At 52.9% G+C, this 17,868-nt stretch carries 15 protein-coding genes; 5 read left to right on the top strand and 10 right to left on the bottom strand.

Annotated features, from left to right (window positions below):
• Positions 1-17 precede the first annotated feature (17 nt).
• The 6 genes from rpsA to ansB all read right to left on the bottom strand — a co-directional run bounded on the left by rpsA (position 18) and on the right by ansB (position 7,306).
• Complete coding sequence (gene rpsA / locus V8L73_RS07690; RefSeq protein WP_027274517.1) at positions 18-1,697, bottom strand: 30S ribosomal protein S1; 1,680 nt, start codon at positions 1,695-1,697, stop codon at positions 18-20.
• 140 nt (positions 1,698-1,837) lie between these two features.
• On the bottom strand, positions 1,838-2,515 hold the full coding sequence (cmk, locus tag V8L73_RS07685; protein WP_261831636.1) for a (d)CMP kinase: 678 nt from the start codon (positions 2,513-2,515) through the stop codon (positions 1,838-1,840).
• A 187-nt stretch (positions 2,516-2,702) separates the two neighbouring features.
• On the bottom strand, positions 2,703-3,989 hold the full coding sequence (gene aroA / locus V8L73_RS07680; protein ID WP_347254551.1) for a 3-phosphoshikimate 1-carboxyvinyltransferase: 1,287 nt from the start codon (positions 3,987-3,989) through the stop codon (positions 2,703-2,705).
• Between the two features lie 58 nt (positions 3,990-4,047).
• Complete coding sequence (locus V8L73_RS07675; RefSeq protein ID WP_347254550.1) at positions 4,048-4,743, bottom strand: aspartate/glutamate racemase family protein; 696 nt, start codon at positions 4,741-4,743, stop codon at positions 4,048-4,050.
• Positions 4,744-4,857: 114 nt separating this feature from the next.
• The gene (gene serC / locus V8L73_RS07670) at positions 4,858-5,943 is read right to left on the bottom strand and encodes a 3-phosphoserine/phosphohydroxythreonine transaminase (RefSeq protein WP_027274513.1); all 1,086 of its coding nucleotides are present in this window, start codon (positions 5,941-5,943) and stop codon (positions 4,858-4,860) included.
• 313 nt (positions 5,944-6,256) lie between these two features.
• Positions 6,257-7,306 (bottom strand): L-asparaginase 2, encoded by a 1,050-nt coding sequence (gene ansB / locus V8L73_RS07665; RefSeq protein ID WP_027274512.1) that lies wholly within the window; start codon positions 7,304-7,306, stop codon positions 6,257-6,259.
• 209 nt (positions 7,307-7,515) lie between these two features.
• On the opposite strand from ansB, the gene ycaO reads away from it, so the two are divergent.
• The 5 genes from ycaO to V8L73_RS07640 all read left to right on the top strand — a co-directional run bounded on the left by ycaO (position 7,516) and on the right by V8L73_RS07640 (position 14,283).
• Complete coding sequence (ycaO, locus tag V8L73_RS07660) at positions 7,516-9,279, top strand: 30S ribosomal protein S12 methylthiotransferase accessory factor YcaO (RefSeq protein WP_347254549.1); 1,764 nt, start codon at positions 7,516-7,518, stop codon at positions 9,277-9,279.
• A 365-nt stretch (positions 9,280-9,644) separates the two neighbouring features.
• Complete coding sequence (gene focA / locus V8L73_RS07655) at positions 9,645-10,496, top strand: formate transporter FocA (RefSeq protein WP_027274510.1); 852 nt, start codon at positions 9,645-9,647, stop codon at positions 10,494-10,496.
• A gap of 58 nt (positions 10,497-10,554) precedes the next feature.
• The gene (gene pflB / locus V8L73_RS07650; protein WP_027274509.1) at positions 10,555-12,837 is read left to right on the top strand and encodes a formate C-acetyltransferase; all 2,283 of its coding nucleotides are present in this window, start codon (positions 10,555-10,557) and stop codon (positions 12,835-12,837) included.
• A gap of 175 nt (positions 12,838-13,012) precedes the next feature.
• Positions 13,013-13,753, top strand: coding sequence for a pyruvate formate lyase 1-activating protein (gene pflA, locus V8L73_RS07645; protein ID WP_036023790.1), 741 nt, complete (start codon positions 13,013-13,015; stop codon positions 13,751-13,753).
• Positions 13,754-13,782: 29 nt separating this feature from the next.
• Complete coding sequence (locus tag V8L73_RS07640) at positions 13,783-14,283, top strand: cytochrome c oxidase assembly factor Coa1 family protein (protein ID WP_347254548.1); 501 nt, start codon at positions 13,783-13,785, stop codon at positions 14,281-14,283.
• Between the two features lie 54 nt (positions 14,284-14,337).
• Here V8L73_RS07640 and V8L73_RS07635 read toward each other — a convergent pair whose 3' ends face one another.
• The 4 genes from V8L73_RS07635 to V8L73_RS07620 all read right to left on the bottom strand — a co-directional run bounded on the left by V8L73_RS07635 (position 14,338) and on the right by V8L73_RS07620 (position 17,859).
• Positions 14,338-15,486 carry an MFS transporter gene (locus V8L73_RS07635; protein WP_027274506.1) on the bottom strand — a complete coding sequence of 383 codons (1,149 nt, stop codon included), beginning with the start codon at positions 15,484-15,486 and terminating at the stop codon, positions 14,338-14,340.
• 163 nt (positions 15,487-15,649) lie between these two features.
• Positions 15,650-16,291, bottom strand: a complete 642-nt coding sequence (dmsD, locus tag V8L73_RS07630) for a Tat proofreading chaperone DmsD (RefSeq protein ID WP_036023827.1) — start codon at positions 16,289-16,291, stop codon at positions 15,650-15,652.
• 94 nt (positions 16,292-16,385) lie between these two features.
• Positions 16,386-17,240 carry a DmsC/YnfH family molybdoenzyme membrane anchor subunit gene (locus V8L73_RS07625; RefSeq protein ID WP_347254547.1) on the bottom strand — a complete coding sequence of 285 codons (855 nt, stop codon included), beginning with the start codon at positions 17,238-17,240 and terminating at the stop codon, positions 16,386-16,388.
• Position 17,241: 1 nt separating this feature from the next.
• Complete coding sequence (locus V8L73_RS07620; RefSeq protein WP_261831628.1) at positions 17,242-17,859, bottom strand: DMSO/selenate family reductase complex B subunit; 618 nt, start codon at positions 17,857-17,859, stop codon at positions 17,242-17,244.
• Positions 17,860-17,868: the final 9 nt, after the last annotated feature.

Here is a 17,868-nt window from a genome sequence, read left to right as displayed (position 1 = left end):
ATAACCGCCCCTCGCCATTATTCGCCTTTAGCCGCTTTAAATGCTTCAGCCATAGCGTTGGAGAATCCACCTTCTTCCTGCTTGCTGTTGTTGTTAACAGTAGCAACGGCTTCTTTCTCGTCAGCTTCGTCTTTAGCACGAACGGACAGGCTGATTACGCGGTTCTTACGGTCAACGCCGGTGAACTTGGCTTCAACTTCATCGCCAACGCTCAGGATCGTCGTTGCATCTTCAACGCGATCGCGGCTGGCGTCAGAAGCACGCAGATAGCCTTCAACGCCGTCTGCTAATTCAACTGTAGCACCTTTTGCGTCAACTGCAGTGACTTTACCCTTAACGATGGCGCCTTTTTTGATGTTCGCCATATAGTTGTTAAACGGATCTTCAGCCAGCTGCTTGATGCCTAAAGAAATGCGCTCGCGCTCTGCGTCAACCTGCAGAACAACGGCGGCGATTTCGTCGCCCTTCTTGTAATCGCGAACGGCTTCTTCGCCAGCCACGTTCCAAGAGATGTCAGACAGGTGAACCAGACCGTCGATACCGCCGTCCAGACCGATGAAGATACCGAAGTCAGTGATTGACTTGATCTTGCCTTCAACGCGCTCGCCCTTGTTATGGGTTTCAGCGAACTGCTGCCACGGGTTCATTTTGCACTGCTTAAGGCCCAGGGAGATACGACGACGCTCTTCATCGATGTCCAGAACCATAACTTCAACCACGTCGCCAACGTTAACCACTTTAGACGGATGGATGTTCTTATTGGTCCAGTCCATTTCAGAAACGTGCACCAGGCCTTCAACGCCTTCTTCGATTTCAACGAAGCAGCCATAGTCGGTCAGGTTGGTCACGCGGCCGGTCAGGCGGGTGCCTTCAGGATAGCGCTTGGCGATTGCGACCCACGGATCTTCGCCCAGCTGCTTAAGGCCCAGAGAAACGCGAGTGCGATCGCGGTCAAACTTAAGCACTTTAACGTTGATTTCGTCACCAACGTTGACGATTTCGCTCGGATGCTTAACGCGCTTCCAAGCCATATCGGTAATGTGCAGCAGGCCGTCTACGCCGCCCAGATCGACGAATGCGCCGTAGTCAGTCAGGTTCTTAACGATGCCCTTGACTTCCATGCCTTCCTGCAGGTTTTCCAGCAGCTGATCGCGCTCAGCGCTGTTTTCAGATTCGATAACCGCACGGCGAGAAACAACAACGTTGTTACGCTTTTGGTCAAGTTTGATGACCTTGAACTCAAGCTCTTTGCCTTCTAAGTGCAGCGTGTCGCGAACGGGACGAACGTCAACCAGTGAACCCGGTAGGAACGCACGAATGCCGTTAAGCTCAACGGTAAAGCCGCCTTTGACCTTGCCATTGATAACGCCCATAACGGTAGCCGCTTCAACAGACGCTTTTTCCAGCGTGATCCAGGCTTCGTGGCGCTTGGCTTTTTCACGAGACAGCAGAGTCTCGCCGAAGCCGTCTTCGATAGCGTCCAGCGCTACGTCAACTTCATCGCCAACTTGAATTTCCAGTTCGCCCTGAGCGTTTTTAAACTGTTCTACAGGAATAGCAGATTCTGATTTCAGGCCTGCGTCAACCAGAACAACGTCTTTATCGATAGCAACAACGACGCCGCGTACAATGGAACCCGGACGGGTTTCAATTTCATTAAGGGATTCTTCAAAGAGTTGAGCAAAAGATTCAGTCATAGTGTTAATCTTCAGGGTTTTTAATTAACGTCCACCAGACGTCCGGTTTGGTGGGGTTGTTATACATACTCCGCCGCATTCCTTGCGAGAGAGTTACACATAAACCTACCGCTTACCGTTAAGCAAGCCATAGGCAAGTATTATTTTAGCACATTCTGTATGTGCGCTAATGCGTGTTGGATCACTTCCTCAATACCCATATGGGTTGAATCCAGCATCAGCGCATCCGCCGCGGGCACCAGCGGCGCCACGGTCCGATTACGATCCCGGGCGTCCCGTTCCTGTATCTCGGATAAAAGGCGGTCGAATTTAACACATTCCCCCTTCGCCTGCAACTGAAGCATGCGCCTTCTGGCGCGTTCTTCGGCGCTGGCGTCGAGGAAAAGCTTCACCGGCGCGTCAGGAAATACAATAGTTCCCATATCGCGACCGTCGGCAATCAGCCCCGGCGCCTCTCGAAAAGCGCGCTGCCGGCGCAGCAGCGCCTCGCGCACGCGGGGAAACGCCGCAACCTGAGACGCGGCGCTGCCGACCCTTTCGTTGCGGATTTCATTCGTCACCGTTTCGCCTTCCAGAACCACCTGAAGCTCGCTTTGCTGATAAACAAAGCGCACGTCCAGATGCGTTGCCAGCGGCACCAGCGCCTCTTCACAAGACAAATCCACGTTATGGTGCAATGCGGCCAGCGCCAAAACGCGATAGATAGCGCCAGAGTCCAATAAGTGCCATCCCAGCTTTTGAGCCAATGCCTGACAAAGCGTTCCTTTTCCAACGCCGCTCGGGCCGTCAACCGTAATGACCGGCACAACTGCTGCCATAAAGTACTCCTTAGCTAAAACCCACGTATCTGAAACAATTCGGCGGTCATTATACGCATCTGGGCTCAATGCGGATAGAACGCGTACCCAATCAATCGGCTATTTTAAGACAAGGTGAGAAAGATCAATAAGAAAGGAGGGAGTATTCCCGCACGGCTTAAAAAGAGATAGCCGCACGGGAACGGTATTATGAGGAATGGCTTAAGCGGGCGAACTGCGTGAAGTAGTCGGGGAACGTTTTAGCCGTACACTTCGGATCCAAAATCGTTACCGGCGTATCGGACAGCGCCACCAGCGAGAAACACATGGCGATGCGGTGATCGTTGTAGGTTTCAATTTCCGCATGCTTTAGCTTTTCGGCTGGCGTAACGCGAATATAGTCTTCGCCCTCTTCTACCTGAGCGCCTACTTTTCGTAGTTCGGTCGCCATAGCGCTTAGCCGATCGGTTTCCTTAACCCGCCAGTTATAAATATTGCGGATGCAGGTTTCCCCTTCGGCAAACAGCGCGGTAGTGGCGATTGTCATCGCCGCATCGGGAATGTGGTTCATGTCCATATCGATCCCCTTAAGAGCGCCGCGACGGCATTCGATATAATCATCGCCCCAGACTATTTCTGCGCCCATCGCTTCCAACACGTCGGCAAAGCGAACGTCGCCCTGTACGCTCTTTTTACCGATGCCGGTGACTCGAACGCGGCCTCCCTTAATGGCCGCTGCGGCCAAGAAGTAGGACGCGGAAGAAGCGTCGCCTTCCACCAAATATTGCTCGGGGGAACGATAGCCCTGCCGGCCTTTAATCAGGAAGCGACGGTAGTCTTCATTGACGACCTCAACGCCGAAGTCGCGCATCATGTGTAGCGTGATGTCGATGTAGGGTTTAGATACCAGTTCGCCGATAATCGTAATCACGGTATCGCTTTGCGCCAACGGCGCCGTCATCAGCAGCGCGGTCAAAAACTGGCTGGATACCGAACCGTCAACCGCGATTTCGCCGCCAACGAAGCCGCCCCGCAGGCGCAGAGGCGGATAGTCTGTCTGTTCCAGATAGTCGATTTGGGCTCCCCCCTGACGCAGGGCGTCTACCAGATGGCCAATCGGACGCTCTTTCATTCTCGGCTCGCCGGTGAGGATCGCGTCGCTGGCCCCCAAGCTTAACGCCGCCGCAAGCGGACGCATCGCCGTACCCGCATTGCCAAGAAATATCTCAACGGGAGAGGTGGGCTTGAGAGGCCCGTCGATGCCAACCACGTCGCAGATCGTTCGGCAGTCGGAAAGCTGAAAATGAACGCCCAGCGTCTTCAACGCATTCAGCATGTGGCGCACGTCATCGCTGTCCAGCAAATTGGTTAAACGCGTCGTTCCTCGCGCCATCGCGGCAAGCAGCAGCGCGCGATTGGACACGCTTTTTGAGCCCGGCAGGTTAATCTCACCGTCGAAACGCGCGACGGGCTGTAGGGTTAAAGACTCCAACATGAATAGATTTTCTCTTTTTATTAAGTGTCAATGAGTAAAAACGCTGGTTCAGGCGCGCCTAAGATTCCAGCGCAAGCTCCGCGGCCCTGACGGCGTGGATTTCCGCCGTATCGTATACGGGCACCGATACGTCTTTTGGGCCAACCAGTAAGCCGATTTCAGTACATCCGAGTATCATCCCCTCGGCGCCTCGCTCCGTCAGCGTTTGCATAATGCGCTGAAACTCACGGCGGGAAGCGTCCTCTATTTTGCCGAGGCAAAGCTCTTGATAAATAATCCGATGGACAATTACTCTGTCGCCCTCATCGGGAACGATAGCCTCAATGCCATACTGCTCGGCCAGGCGCCCCTTATAAAATGCCTGCTCCATAGTGAATTTCGTCCCCAGCAGGCCGACTTTTTTCAGAGCATCGCGCTTAATCACCTGCGCAGTCGCATCGGCAATATGGCATACGGGGATCGGTACCGCATCGGCGACCTGCTGATAGACTTTATGCATGGTGTTGGTACATATAATCAAAAAATCTGCGCCAGCGGCATTTAAACGACGGGCGGCGTCAACCAGCACTTCCCCGGCGGCATGCCAATCGCCCCGATGCTGAAGCCGCTCGATTTCATCAAAATCGACGCTATACAGTACAACCTTTGCGGAATGAAGCCCCCCAAGGCGGCGTTTTATCGTTTCGTTAATGTGGCGGTAATAGGGAATTGTTGATTCCCAGCTCATGCCGCCGATAAGACCGATGGTTTTCACAATGACACTCCCTGGCGCGCAGTCGTCACTTTAAATAGGAGAGAGGTTAACGCACGCCACTCGGTGAAAGCTTCCGCCGAGTGGGTGCCTGACGCGAATTACAATAAGGAATAATCAGCCGTGGCGGCGTTCAAAGTCGCTCATAAACTCGGTTAACGCCTGTACGCCGGCCAGAGGCATAGCGTTATAAATAGACGCGCGCATCCCGCCGAGTACGCGGTGTCCTTTCAGAGCATGCAGGCCGGCCGCTTTCGCCTCTTCCAGAAACAGCTTGTCCAGCTCGCCGTCGGCCAGTTGGAATGGAACGTTCATTTTTGAGCGGTTGGCTGGCGCAACGCCGTTGCGATAAAAGTCGCTGTTATCAATCGCGCTATACAAGTGCTGCGCCTTCTCTTCGTTGCGGCGAGCCATTTCCGTCACTCCGCCCTGGGCCTTCAGCCACTTAAACACCAGCCCGGACAGATACCAGGCGAACGTCGGCGGCGTATTGAACATGGAATCGTTCTTATCCAGCACGGCATAGTCAAGAATAGAAGGCGTCTCTTTGCGCGCTTTGCCCAGCAGGTCTTCGCGTACGATAACGACCGTGATCCCGGCTGGACCGATGTTCTTTTGCGCACCGGCATAAATAGCGCCGTAGCGGCTGACGTCGATCGGGCGAGACAGGATATTGGATGACATGTCCGCAACAACGACTTTGTTACCAAAATCGGGCTGTTCATCAATAGCCACGCCGTCAATCGTTTCATTCGGGCAAAAGTGAACGAAGGCCGATGCGTCGTTGAGCGCCCATTCTTTCATAGGCTTTACCGCCGTCAGGCCGTTAACCTGAGTTTTTACGTCTATCACGTTCGGCGTACAGTATTTTTCCGCTTCCAGCACGGCGCTGTGCGCCCAGTAGCCGCCGTCAACATAGTCGGCCTGAGTTTTGTCCCCTAAAAGATTTAGCGGAATAGCGGCAAACTGCGCGCGAGCGCCGCCGTGACAAAACAGAACCTTGTAGTTTTCCGGGATTTTCATCAGATCGCGCAGATCCTGCTCTGCGGTTTCGGCAACCTGCATAAACTCTTTGCTGCGGTGACTAATTTCCATGACCGACGTGCCGAGCCCCTGCCAATCGCATAACTCCTGCTGCGCCTGACGTAACACCTCAACCGGTAACATCGCCGGCCCCGCACTAAAATTGAAAACTTGTGCCATTTATTTTCACCGTCCTGATAAGCGTATTCAAAGAACCAAAAATTCAAACGAGACTACCGGTTTTATCACTCACTCAATCTTGCTGCAATGCTTATCTATCCCTAACAGAAGGAAATTTTGTTGCCTTCTTTTTTGACAACTTTTCTTTTTTAGTCGGGTATTCGGAAATCAGGGAATTGAGCCCATCATTTCACTACGGTGAGCCGACATTTCCGGCAAATTGCACCGTATATCGAGTTGAAAATAGATATCACGACAAATAAAAAACGGCGGAGCTAATAGACCAACCCCGCCGCTTATTTAGGTTTCACCGTTAGTACTTGTTGAACATCTCCTGAATTTCAACGGGATCTGTCGTTTTAGTCAGCGCCAGCTGCAGAAGCACGCGCGCCTTCTGAGGATTGAGCGTACCGGAGGCCACAAAGCCGTACTTATTGTCGTCAACTTCAGCATCACGAGTCGTCGCCCCGCTGGGAACGCGGGATGAACGAACGATCACCACGCCCTGCTCTTTCGCCTGCACGATGGCGTCAAATATGTTCTTGTACATATTCCCGTTGCCCACGCCTGCGCTGACAATCCCTTTGGCGCCCTCGCTGACCAGCGCCTTCACCGGCGCGGCCGAAGCGTTAGCGTAGCTGTAGACGATGTCGACCTTGGGCAGCTCCGTTAGCTTGCTGACGTCGAACGGCGCTTTGGGCGCGTGCACCCGCGTGGGCATACGCTGATAGTCAACTTGACCGTTGTGAATATAGCCCAGCGCGCCGTAGTTTATTCCCATAAATGTCTGTACGCCGGTGGTATTGGTCTTCGTCACGTCGCGCGCGTCCAACACCGTGTCGTTCATGGAGACCAGAACGCCACGACCTTTAGAATCCGGGTCAGTGGCCACAACCACGGCATTATAAAGGTTGAACGGGCCGTCGGCGCTCATCGCCGTCGCGGGCCGCATCGCGCCCACCATGACGACCGGTTTGTCGCATTTGACCGTTAGATTTAAAAAATAGGCCGTCTCTTCCATGGTGTCAGTGCCGTGAGTAATGACAAAGCCGTCGCTGGATGAGCACTGTTCGTTGATAGACTTCGATAGCTTCAGCCATACTTCATCATTCATGTCCTGAGAGCCTATATTGACTATCTGCTCTCCTTTAATATTGGCGATTTCTTTTAGCTGGGGAACGGCGTCAACCAGTCTCTCTACGCCAAACTGGCCGGAAACATAGTTGGTTTGGGTTTCAGAGGCGCCGCCGCCGGCAATGGTTCCTCCGGTGGCGAAAACGGTAATGGTCGGCAGTTTTGCTGCTGCGCTCAAACTGATACAACAAAGCGCGAGGGCAAGCGTAGATTTCCTAAATACAGACATAGACACATCTCCATTGATAAGCGGAAATTATTATTAAACTGCTACAAGACGGTGCTCCGCTCGATCCTAACGATATGTTCTATATTATTCTGTGATATACGGCCGCTAAATGGCTTTTGGCTTAAGAGTTTAACTTCAGAGAATAGAGCTTCACCCAAAAACCCCGTATTATGCCCGCGAGCAAAACGCCTACTATTGAGACAACAACCATGCAGACAACTTCGCAAACCTTCATTCCCGGCAAAGACGCTGCGCTGGAAACGTCAATCGAACGCTTTCAGCACAAGCTTTCCCAGTTGGGTTTCCACATTGAGGAAGCTTCCTGGCTAAACCCTATTCCCAACGTCTGGTCGGTGCACATCCGGGATAAGGACTGCCCCCTTTGCTTTACCAACGGCAAGGGCGCATCGCGTAAGGCTGCGCTGGCTTCAGCGCTGGGAGAATACTTCGAGCGCCTGTCGACCAACTACTTTTTTGCTGACTTTTATCTGGGCCAAAACGTTGCCGAGGGCGACTTTGTCCACTACCCCAACGAAAAATGGTTCCCTATTCCTGAAGATGAATCACTGCCAGAAGGCCTGCTTGATGAGCGCCTGCGCGATTTTTACGACCCGGAACAAAGCCTGACGGCCAGCGGGCTGGTGGACTTACAGTCAAGTAACGTGGAACGCGGCGTCTGCGCCCTTCCCTTTGTTCGCCAGTCGGATGAAGAGACGGTTTATATCCCGGTCAACGTCATAGGCAACCTTTACGTTTCCAACGGCATGTCTGCGGGCAACAACCGCAATGAGGCAAGAGTTCAGGCGCTGTCGGAAATTTTTGAGCGCTACGTAAAAAATCACATTATTGCTGAAGCTATCAGCCTGCCGGATATCCCTACCACCGTCATCGCCCGCTATCCGGCGGTTAAAGAAGCCATCGATGCGCTTGAAGCGGAAGGCTTCCCCATTTTCGCTTACGATGCATCCCTCGGCGGCAAGTATCCGGTTATTTGCGTCGTGCTCTTTAATCCCAGTAACGGCAGCTGTTTCGCTTCCTTCGGCGCCCACCCGGACTTTGGCGTTGCGCTTGAACGAACCGTAACGGAACTTTTACAGGGCCGCAGCCTGAAAGATCTCGACGTCTTTAACGCTCCCACGTTTGATAATGAAGAAGTGGCCGACCACGCTAATCTGGAAACCCATTTCATCGACTCAAGCGGCCTTATTTCTTGGGATCTGTTCAAGAAAGACGCTGACTATGCGTTCGTAGACTGGAGCTTCAGCGGTACGACCGAAGAAGAGTTTAAGGCCATGATGGACATTTTCCATCGTGAGAACGTCGAGGTTTATATTGCCGACTATAACCATCTCGGCGTTGACGCCTGCCGCATTCTCGCACCCGGCATATCGGATATTTATCCGGCTGAAGATCTGTTTTTGGCCAATAACAACATGGCCGTTCACCTGAGAGAAACCCTGCTTTCACTGCCTTCCAGCCAGTGGACGCCGCAGGAATACCTCGCGCTTATCGCGACTCTGGACGATGAAGGACTAGACGATGCCGTTCGCGTTCGCGAGCTTCTGGGAATGGCGAGCGGTTCCGGCAACGGCTGGAGCAGCCTGCGAATTGGCGAACTCAAGGCCATGCTGGCGCTGGCCGGCGGCGACCTGGAGCAGGCACTAAGCTGGGTTGAATGGGCGCAGGACTTCAACGCGTCGCTGTTTACGCCGGAGCAAAGCAGCTACTACCGCTGCCTGTCTACCCTCCTCTTGATGCTGTTGGATGAAGAAGAGCGCGATCCCGAACAGTACAATCCTGCATTCATCCGCATGTACGGAGAGGAAACGGTCAAGGCCGTCTGGGACGTCATCAAGGGGAAACAACGCTTCTATGGATTATTTGATGTAGATCAAAATTTATCGCAACTTCCCGCTCACGTCGCGCTTTTAGAAGCTTACAATAAGCTTCAGCAGGCAAAACGCACCGTGTAAAATCAGAAAGTGCCGAGCCGAAGCGTAAATATGCGCTTCGGTTCAATAATATATAAAGTAAAATTCAATCGCATCGTGTTAATAAAAAGTAAAAATAAATTTTATTATTTAACCTTAACATAAATATAATATTAGTTATTAACATTTCATCGGTTAGAATCCTCCCCGATTAAAATTATGCAATAAAATTTAAAAAATTTTTTATTCATAAAAATCAATTAAATAATTTAAAAAAGCTCTTTTAAAGGCCGTTTCCGGCCAATATTCATTTGACGCACAATGATCGGCATCAATTTTTACGGTATACTGCTTTGTTAGTATCACCGGGCAATTTAGTCTTTATTTAGGCGCACGAGATCTATTCAGTGAAAACAGATAATCCTATTGCAGCGTTATCACCTGCTGCTATGGCGCAGGTCGCAGAAAATGCCGGCATCTATAAAGCGACCAAGCACCCCGCAATAACCTTCGGCTCGGCTATTTTGGCCGGCGCGTTTATCTCCATCGCATTTGTCTTTTATATTACAGCCACTACCGGAACGGCAAACGTGCCCTTCGGCATGGCCAAGTTTCTTGGCGGCGTCTGCTTCTCATTGGGCCTGATGCTGGTCGTCGCCTGCGGTACCGATCTTTTTACCTCAACCATTATGACCTGCGTGGCCAAGGCAACTAACCACATTACCTGGGGTCAAATGTTTCGTAACTGGGTTAACGTCTACTTCGGCAATATGGTCGGCGCCCTGCTGTTTGTTGCTATTATTTTTATGTCGGGCCAAATGATGACGGCGAACGGCCAGTGGGGCCTAAACGTTTTACAAACGGCCGACCACAAAATGCATCATACTTTCTTGGAAGCCGTCGCCCTTGGCACGCTGGCCAACCTGATGGTTTGCCTTGCCGTCTGGATGAGCTATGCTGGCCGCAGCCTGATGGACAAAATGTTCGTCATGATTCTTCCCGTCGCGATGTTCGTCGCCAGCGGTTTTGAGCACAGCATCGCCAACATGTTCATGATCCCAATGGGTATCGTGATTAAAGATTTTGCCTCGCCGGAGTTCTGGCAGGCCATAGGCAGCTCGCCGGAACAGTTTTCCAGCCTGACTGTTGGTAATTTTATTGTAAGTAACCTGATCCCCGTTACGATAGGCAACATCATCGGCGGTTTAATGGTCGGTTTGCCCTTTTGGGCTATGCATTTGCGCGGCGAGAAGCATTAAGACGCTTCTTACCACATGAGTTATCTCCATTTCCTTAGTATATAAAGGTAGGTGAAAAATGACCGAGCTTAACGAAAAGTTTGTCAAGGCCTGGGAAGGTTTTACAGGCGGCGACTGGCAGCACAACGTCAACCTCCGCGACTTCATTCAGAAAAACTACACTCCGTATGAAGGCGACGAATCGTTCCTGGCTGGTGCTACCGAAGCGACCGACAAGCTTTGGGCCAAAGTGATGGAAGGCATTAAAATCGAGAACCGTACTCACGCGCCTCTGGATTTTGATACCGATGTTGCTTCAACCATCACCTCTCACGACGCCGGCTATATCGAGAAAGAGCTGGAAACCATCGTTGGCCTGCAAACCGATGCGCCGTTAAAGCGCGCCATCATCCCGTTCGGCGGCATCAAGATGGTAGAAGGTTCCTGTAAAGTTTACGGTCGTGAACTGGATCCTCAGCTGAAGAAAATCTTCACCGAATATCGTAAAACCCACAACCAGGGCGTGTTTGACGTTTATACCAAAGACATCCTGAACTGCCGTAAGTCCGGCGTACTGACCGGTCTGCCTGACGCATACGGCCGCGGTCGCATCATCGGCGACTATCGCCGCGTTGCCGTATACGGTATCGACTACCTGATGAAAGACAAGTTCGCCCAATTCAACTCTCTGCAAGACAAGTTGGAAAACGGCGAAGACTTGGAAATGACCATCCAGCTGCGCGAAGAAATCGCTGAACAGCACCGCGCTCTGGCTCAGATGAAAGAAATGGCCGCCAAGTACGGCTGCGATATTTCTCGCCCTGCGACTAACGCTCAAGAAGCGGTTCAGTGGACCTACTTCGCCTACCTGGCCGCCGTTAAGTCTCAAAACGGCGCCGCCATGTCCTTCGGCCGCGTATCCTCTTTCCTGGATATCTACATCGAACGCGACATGAAGAAAGGCATCCTGACCGAAACTCAGGCTCAGGAGCTTATCGACCACCTGGTCATGAAGCTGCGTATGGTTCGCTTCCTGCGTACTCCTGAATATGATGAGCTGTTCTCCGGCGACCCGATTTGGGCAACCGAATCTCTGGCCGGTATGGGCTTAGACGGCCGTACTCTGGTCACCAAATCCAGCTTCCGCTTCCTGAACACCCTGTACACCATGGGCCCGTCTCCGGAACCGAACATGACCATCCTGTGGTCTGAAAAGCTGCCGCTGGCGTTCAAAAAGTATGCCGCCAAGGTTTCTATCGATACCTCATCCGTTCAGTATGAGAACGATGACCTGATGCGTCCTGACTTCAACAACGACGACTATGCGATTGCCTGCTGCGTAAGCCCGATGGTCGTCGGTAAGCAAATGCAGTTCTTCGGCGCTCGCGCTAACCTGGCGAAGACCATGCTGTACGCAATCAACGGCGGTATGGACGAGAAGATGAAGATTCAGGTCGGTCCGAAAGAAGCACCGATGACCGACGCCGTTCTGGACTTCGACAAAGTCATGGATCGTATGGATCACTTCATGGACTGGCTGGCCAAGCAGTACGTCACCGCCCTGAACATCATCCACTACATGCACGACAAGTACAGCTATGAAGCTTCACTGATGGCGCTGCACGACAGAGACGTTATCCGCACCATGGCCTGCGGCATCGCCGGTCTGTCCGTTGCGGCTGACTCACTGTCCGCTATCAAGTACGCTAAAGTTAAGCCGGTTCGCGATGAAGACGGCCTGGCCGTTGACTTCGAAATCGAAGGTGAATACCCGCAGTTCGGTAACAACGATCCGCGCGTTGACGACCTCGCCTGCGACCTGGTTGAGCGCTTCATGAAGAAAATCCAGAAGCTGCGCACCTATCGCCACGCGATCCCAACCCAGTCTGTTCTGACCATCACCTCTAACGTGGTTTACGGTAAGAAGACCGGTAATACCCCAGACGGCCGTCGCGCAGGCGCGCCGTTCGGACCGGGCGCTAACCCGATGCACGGCCGTGACCAGAAAGGTGCAGTAGCCTCTCTGACCTCCGTTGCTAAACTGCCGTTCGCCTACGCGAAAGACGGTATTTCTTATACCTTCTCAATCGTACCGAACGCGCTGGGTAAAGACGACGACGTGCGTAAAGCCAACCTGGCTGGCCTGATGGACGGTTACTTCCACCACGAAGCCTCTATCGAAGGCGGTCAGCACCTGAACGTCAACGTAATGAACCGTGAAATGCTGGTCGACGCAATGGAACATCCTGAGAAATATCCTCAGCTGACCATTCGCGTATCCGGCTATGCCGTTCGCTTCAACTCTTTAACCAAAGAGCAGCAGCAGGACGTTATCACCCGTACGTTTACCCAAACGATGTAATTTCAACTCTGGTTGAAATAGCATAGAATTAAAGGCTCCACCTGTGGTGGGGCCTTTTTATTTTGTTCTATTAGTGCTTCGCCGGAAATCTTGCTCTGAAAAGAGTAAACTAAAAGGGTTTCGGGCAAAGCAATAAACGACAGGGCCGTACGGGTCCATTTGGAGTTATCGAGTAATGTCAATCAAAGGCCGTATCCACTCTTTTGAATCCTGCGGCACCGTCGACGGGCCGGGGATCCGCTTTATCGTCTTCTTTCAGGGCTGCCTGATGCGCTGCCTTTACTGTCACAACCGGGATACCTGGGATACCCACGGTGGAACGGAGGTCGCGGTAGAAGACTTAATGAAAGAGATAGTGACCTATCGCCACTTTATGAACGCCTCCGGCGGCGGCGTCACCGCGTCCGGCGGCGAAGCGATTTTACAGGCCGAGTTTGTCCGAGACTGGTTTCGCGCCTGCCAAAAAGAAGGCATCCACACCTGTTTGGACACCAACGGCTTCGTGCGCCGCTACGACGCGGTTATCGACGAGCTGCTGGACGTTACCGATCTGGTCATGCTCGACCTCAAGCAGCTTGACGACAGCGTCCACCAGAATCTGGTCGGCGTATCCAACCACCGTACGCTGGAGTTCGCCCGCCATCTTGCCAAGCGTAACCAGAAAACCTGGATCCGCTACGTGGTTGTGCCCGGCTGGTCCGACGATGAAAAATCCGCCCGCATGCTCGGCGAATTCACGCAGAACATGACCAACATTGAAAAAATCGAGCTGCTGCCCTATCACGAGCTTGGCAAGCACAAGTGGACGGCCATGGGCGAAGAGTACAAGCTCGACGGCGTCAAGCCGCCTAAAAAAGAGACCATGGACAGGGTCAAAGCCATTTTGGAAGAGTACGGTCACAAGGTTATTTATTAACCCCAGACTTAGCGATACAAGGACACATCGTGGAAAAGGACTTTCGGCCCGGCGCCCGTTCGAGCGCCGAAGGGAAAAAATCGACGCTTCTGCGCAGTAAATGGCTATGGATAGCCATCGCTGCGGTAGTCGTTCTCGCGCTCATTATTACGTTTACCGTTAGGTTTATCGTTTTCTCCCCTACCGTTTCTAAAAACTATCAGTTTTATCATTCCGTCGCCGAACGGGTAAAATCCGATCGGCAGGTGATTGCCCTGCTGGGAGAACCGCTGGACGTACACCCTATTCCTCTCACCAGCCCCTGTAAGGATCAAGAGTGTACTCACTTCACGTCCCTGATTAAGGGTAGCAAAATGACGGGGCAGATAGAGATAGAGGCAATTTATTCAAGCGATCGCTGGGTAACCCAATCCGTTCGCCTAAGGCTGCTGGCGTCAAATAGCGGTATTGTGCCCGATTTCAGCCTATCGACCATAAAGAAGAATCAGGTTATCGAGCTGGATATTAAGGATGAGCCTTCAAGCCCATAACATTAATGAAGGGAAAGACGGTAGAACCCGCGCCTGAGCGCGGGATAAACAACGCTACTGCATCGTCAGTGGACGATGATAGCGCCCGGCCTTGCGAAACAGCATGGTCATAAATACGGCGGCGGAAACGGCAATCACGATAAACAGCAGCTTATCGGAATACTGCTGCATCAGCATGGCCGTTAACGCAGGCCCCAGCAGGCTGCCGACGGTATAGCTAAGCAGCAACGTCTGATTCATGGTGATAAGCTCGTCAGAGCTGGCCCGCTCGCAGCCCCACGCCATCGCAATAGGATAAAGCGTAAAGCCGGACAGTCCCAGCATAAACAGAGACAGCGCCAAAGAGTCGCCGCTCAATACGCTGAGCGAGCTGACGATAATAACAAAAACCTGAATTCGCAAAATAAACAGCTGCCCAAAGCGGTCAGCCAGCTTGCCGATCGGCAGTTGCCCCATCATGCCGGCACAGACGATCAGCGCCATCCAGTAGCCCACGCGCGCATTGTCATAGCCGGCATGAGATAGATAAAGCGGCAGCAGCCCGTACAGAGAGCCCAGCACGACGCCCGAAAGCATGCAGCCGACGACGCCAAGGCGGGCATCCTTACGCTTAGCCATTGACCAAACGTGATAACGCTTGCCTTCTTCGCTGACCGGCTTCGGCATGCGCATAAAAAGCAGCGGCAGCAGCGAGGCAATAAGCACGCCCGTCGCCCAGGGAAGCACGCCGTGAAGCGCAGTAGGCAACGCCCCCAATAGCATTTGTCCAATCAGCGTTCCGGTATAATACACCAGCATATAGGCGGCCAAAAGCTGGCCCCGGCAGCGCAGCGCGCCGTTGTATAACAGCGCGCTTTCAACCACAACCCAAATCATCGCGCAGGCTATGCCGGCCAGAAAGCGCCAGGCGCTCCAAGAGATAAAGCCGACGGAAATCCCCAAAAGAAGCGTAGCGGCAATAAACAACGCGCAGGCGCCATGATAGGTTTTGACAAAACCAAACGCGTTAATCAACGCTCCTGCAATAAGCGCGCCTATCAGGTTACCGGTAAAATAGGCCGAGCTCACTACGCCAACCTGCCAGGTTGAAAGCGAGGCGTGATTTAGCCAAAGGGGAACCAGCGTATTCAAAACGGCCATCGACGTTGTAAACAGCAACAGCCCGGCTAACAGAAGCAGCACGGGACGACTAAACGCGGACATGTTTATGCCAATAGGAGAAAGGAAGAAATGTGTGACGCAGATCATCCCACTGCGGAAAAAAAAGTCAATGGGAATCGCTGGAGATAAAACAAAAATAAGTAGCGCAGGCCCACTTCCGCTATCGCACTGCCCGCGCCGTCTCAGGTTATATTCTGCCTGCTTATCAGAAAAACAGCGTCTTTTTTACGACGACCGGCTGAACGCTTTCCCGCCAGTCTTTTAGCGTCGCCCTCGCCAACTGCGCAACGCCGCGATAAAAGGGATGCACACTCCGCTCTTCCAGTAAGGTAAAAAAGCGGTCGCTCCAGGGCAACAGATGTTCTCCTAACAAAACGCTTAGCTGCTCGGGGCGATTCTCAGCCAGCCACGCGGCCATCATCAATAGCAGACCGATGTGATCTTCCGGTTCGCGCATCTTCTGCTCCACGCTGATACCCAAAGAGGCCTGCCAGGCCCGCAGCGCCAGCGTTGACTCCCCAAACACCACCATTTCTCTATCGAGATAAACCGAGCCCCAAGGGGGCGTGGGTAGCTCATTAGGGCCGATAAACAGGGTCTGATAGGCTTCAGGCAAGAGCGCACGCCGCTCTGCCGCCAGCCCCTGCGATATCTCAGCCGCAGCCGGCTCCAGATCAGCGCCAGCCCCACAGGGCCACTCGCTGGGCCAGCCGTTCTGGGAAAGCAGATCCAGCAGAGGCGCAACCTCTTCCCGCTCAGGACTGTAGTACAACAAGGCACCAAGCATCCTTCCGGTTAAAGAAATCGCACTCAGACTGTTTTCGGTAGGCTTAACGGATGAACTCATAAAATAGCCCTTATTGGTTCTGGCTTTTATAAAACAAGGCAATAAATGTATCAGAAAAGAAGCGGCGACGTCTGAAAGTCGCCGCTCTATCACGTTAACCGCCGAAGGTGACGCCGACGGTCATATGCAGGTTGTAGAATACGGCGCGCCCAATAATTTCACCGAGCACCACCAGAATAAATCCCGGTAGCATATGGGCAATCCCCGGACGTTGACCGCGAACCATCGGATAAATCCACAGCGCAAGTCCGATAGCCACCAAAATCACGCGCAGCGCCATCATTGAACCAAAGTTCGGCACCATTGCCGTCACCGACGTTACGGTACTGTACATGCTGCCCAACTCCGCGCCCTGCATCATGCCAAAAGCCGCACTGACGATAAGCGCGATGACGCTGACTGCGGCAAGCGGTCTGCCGCTGCACGAGCACTGGTCGCCTCTAAGCAGGCGGCCCAACAGCGGGCCGCCGATAATGGCGGTCATAAAGAAGCTCAGCGTAGTGTAACCACTATGCCAGGTAGGTACAGTATCAATCTGATACACCCTGCTCATGGCATAGATAAAGGCTACGCCAGCAATCATGGCTACGATAAGCCATGGCTTGCCCAACGCGGTCGGCATTTTGTCCAGCATCGCCAAAAGCCAGTAAATACCGCCGAGGGCGAAAAACGCAATGCCGCAGGCAATTTCATTACTCAACGCCGATTCGCCAACGCGGTTTAACGAATTAAGCGCGCGAGCGATAGTGCCCAGGTGCATCATGGAAAGCAGGAAACCTATCCCCAGCAGCACCCAGATAAAGAACATGCCTTTATGAATTGATTTACGCTGCGCTTCATCCGTTTTGCTGCACAGAAGCGCAAGCCCCATTACAATAAAGCCGCCCACGGCGCACTGGCCCAGTACGGTAAACAGCATCAGAGGCCATTCATGCCATCCCAGTCCCATCTTACACCTCCTTCGGATTGGATAAATGACCCGCTTTATCGCCCACCGGGCGAGCGCAGGCGTTAGGCTTCAGCACGATATTCGGCTGGGTGTATTTTGCTTCAGGCAGCGGAGCGACTTCGGCAAGCGTGCCGTACTTTTTACGCAGTTCATCAATTGGCCCAAAGTCCAACGCTCGCAGCGGGCAGGACTCCACGCACATCGGCTTCTTGCCGACCGCTACGCGCTCGTGGCAGCCGTCGCACTTGGTCATGTGACCCTTCACCGCATTGAACTGGGGAGCGCCGTAAGGGCATGCCATATGGCAGTAACGACAGCCAATGCACACCTCTTCGTTCACCACGACAAAACCATCCTCACGCTTGTGCATCGCACCGCTTGGGCAGACCTTCACGCAGGCAGGGTCGCTGCAGTGGTTACAGGCAATAGACAAATAGTAGGCAAACACGTTATGCCGCCATCCGTCGCCGTCCTTTTGCCAATCGCCGCCGGCGTACTCATAGACGCGACGGAAACTGACCTCCGGCGTCAGGTCTTTATAGTCTTTACAGGCCAATTCGCAGGTTTTGCAGCCCGTGCAACGACTGGAATCAATAAAAAAACCGTATTGCGTTGTCATTAGCAGCTC

The organism is Leminorella grimontii, from assembly GCF_039789245.1.
GTDB classification, from domain to species: Bacteria; Pseudomonadota; Gammaproteobacteria; order Enterobacterales; family Enterobacteriaceae; genus Leminorella; species Leminorella grimontii.
This window is presented reverse-complemented; position numbering and strand designations above follow the sequence as displayed.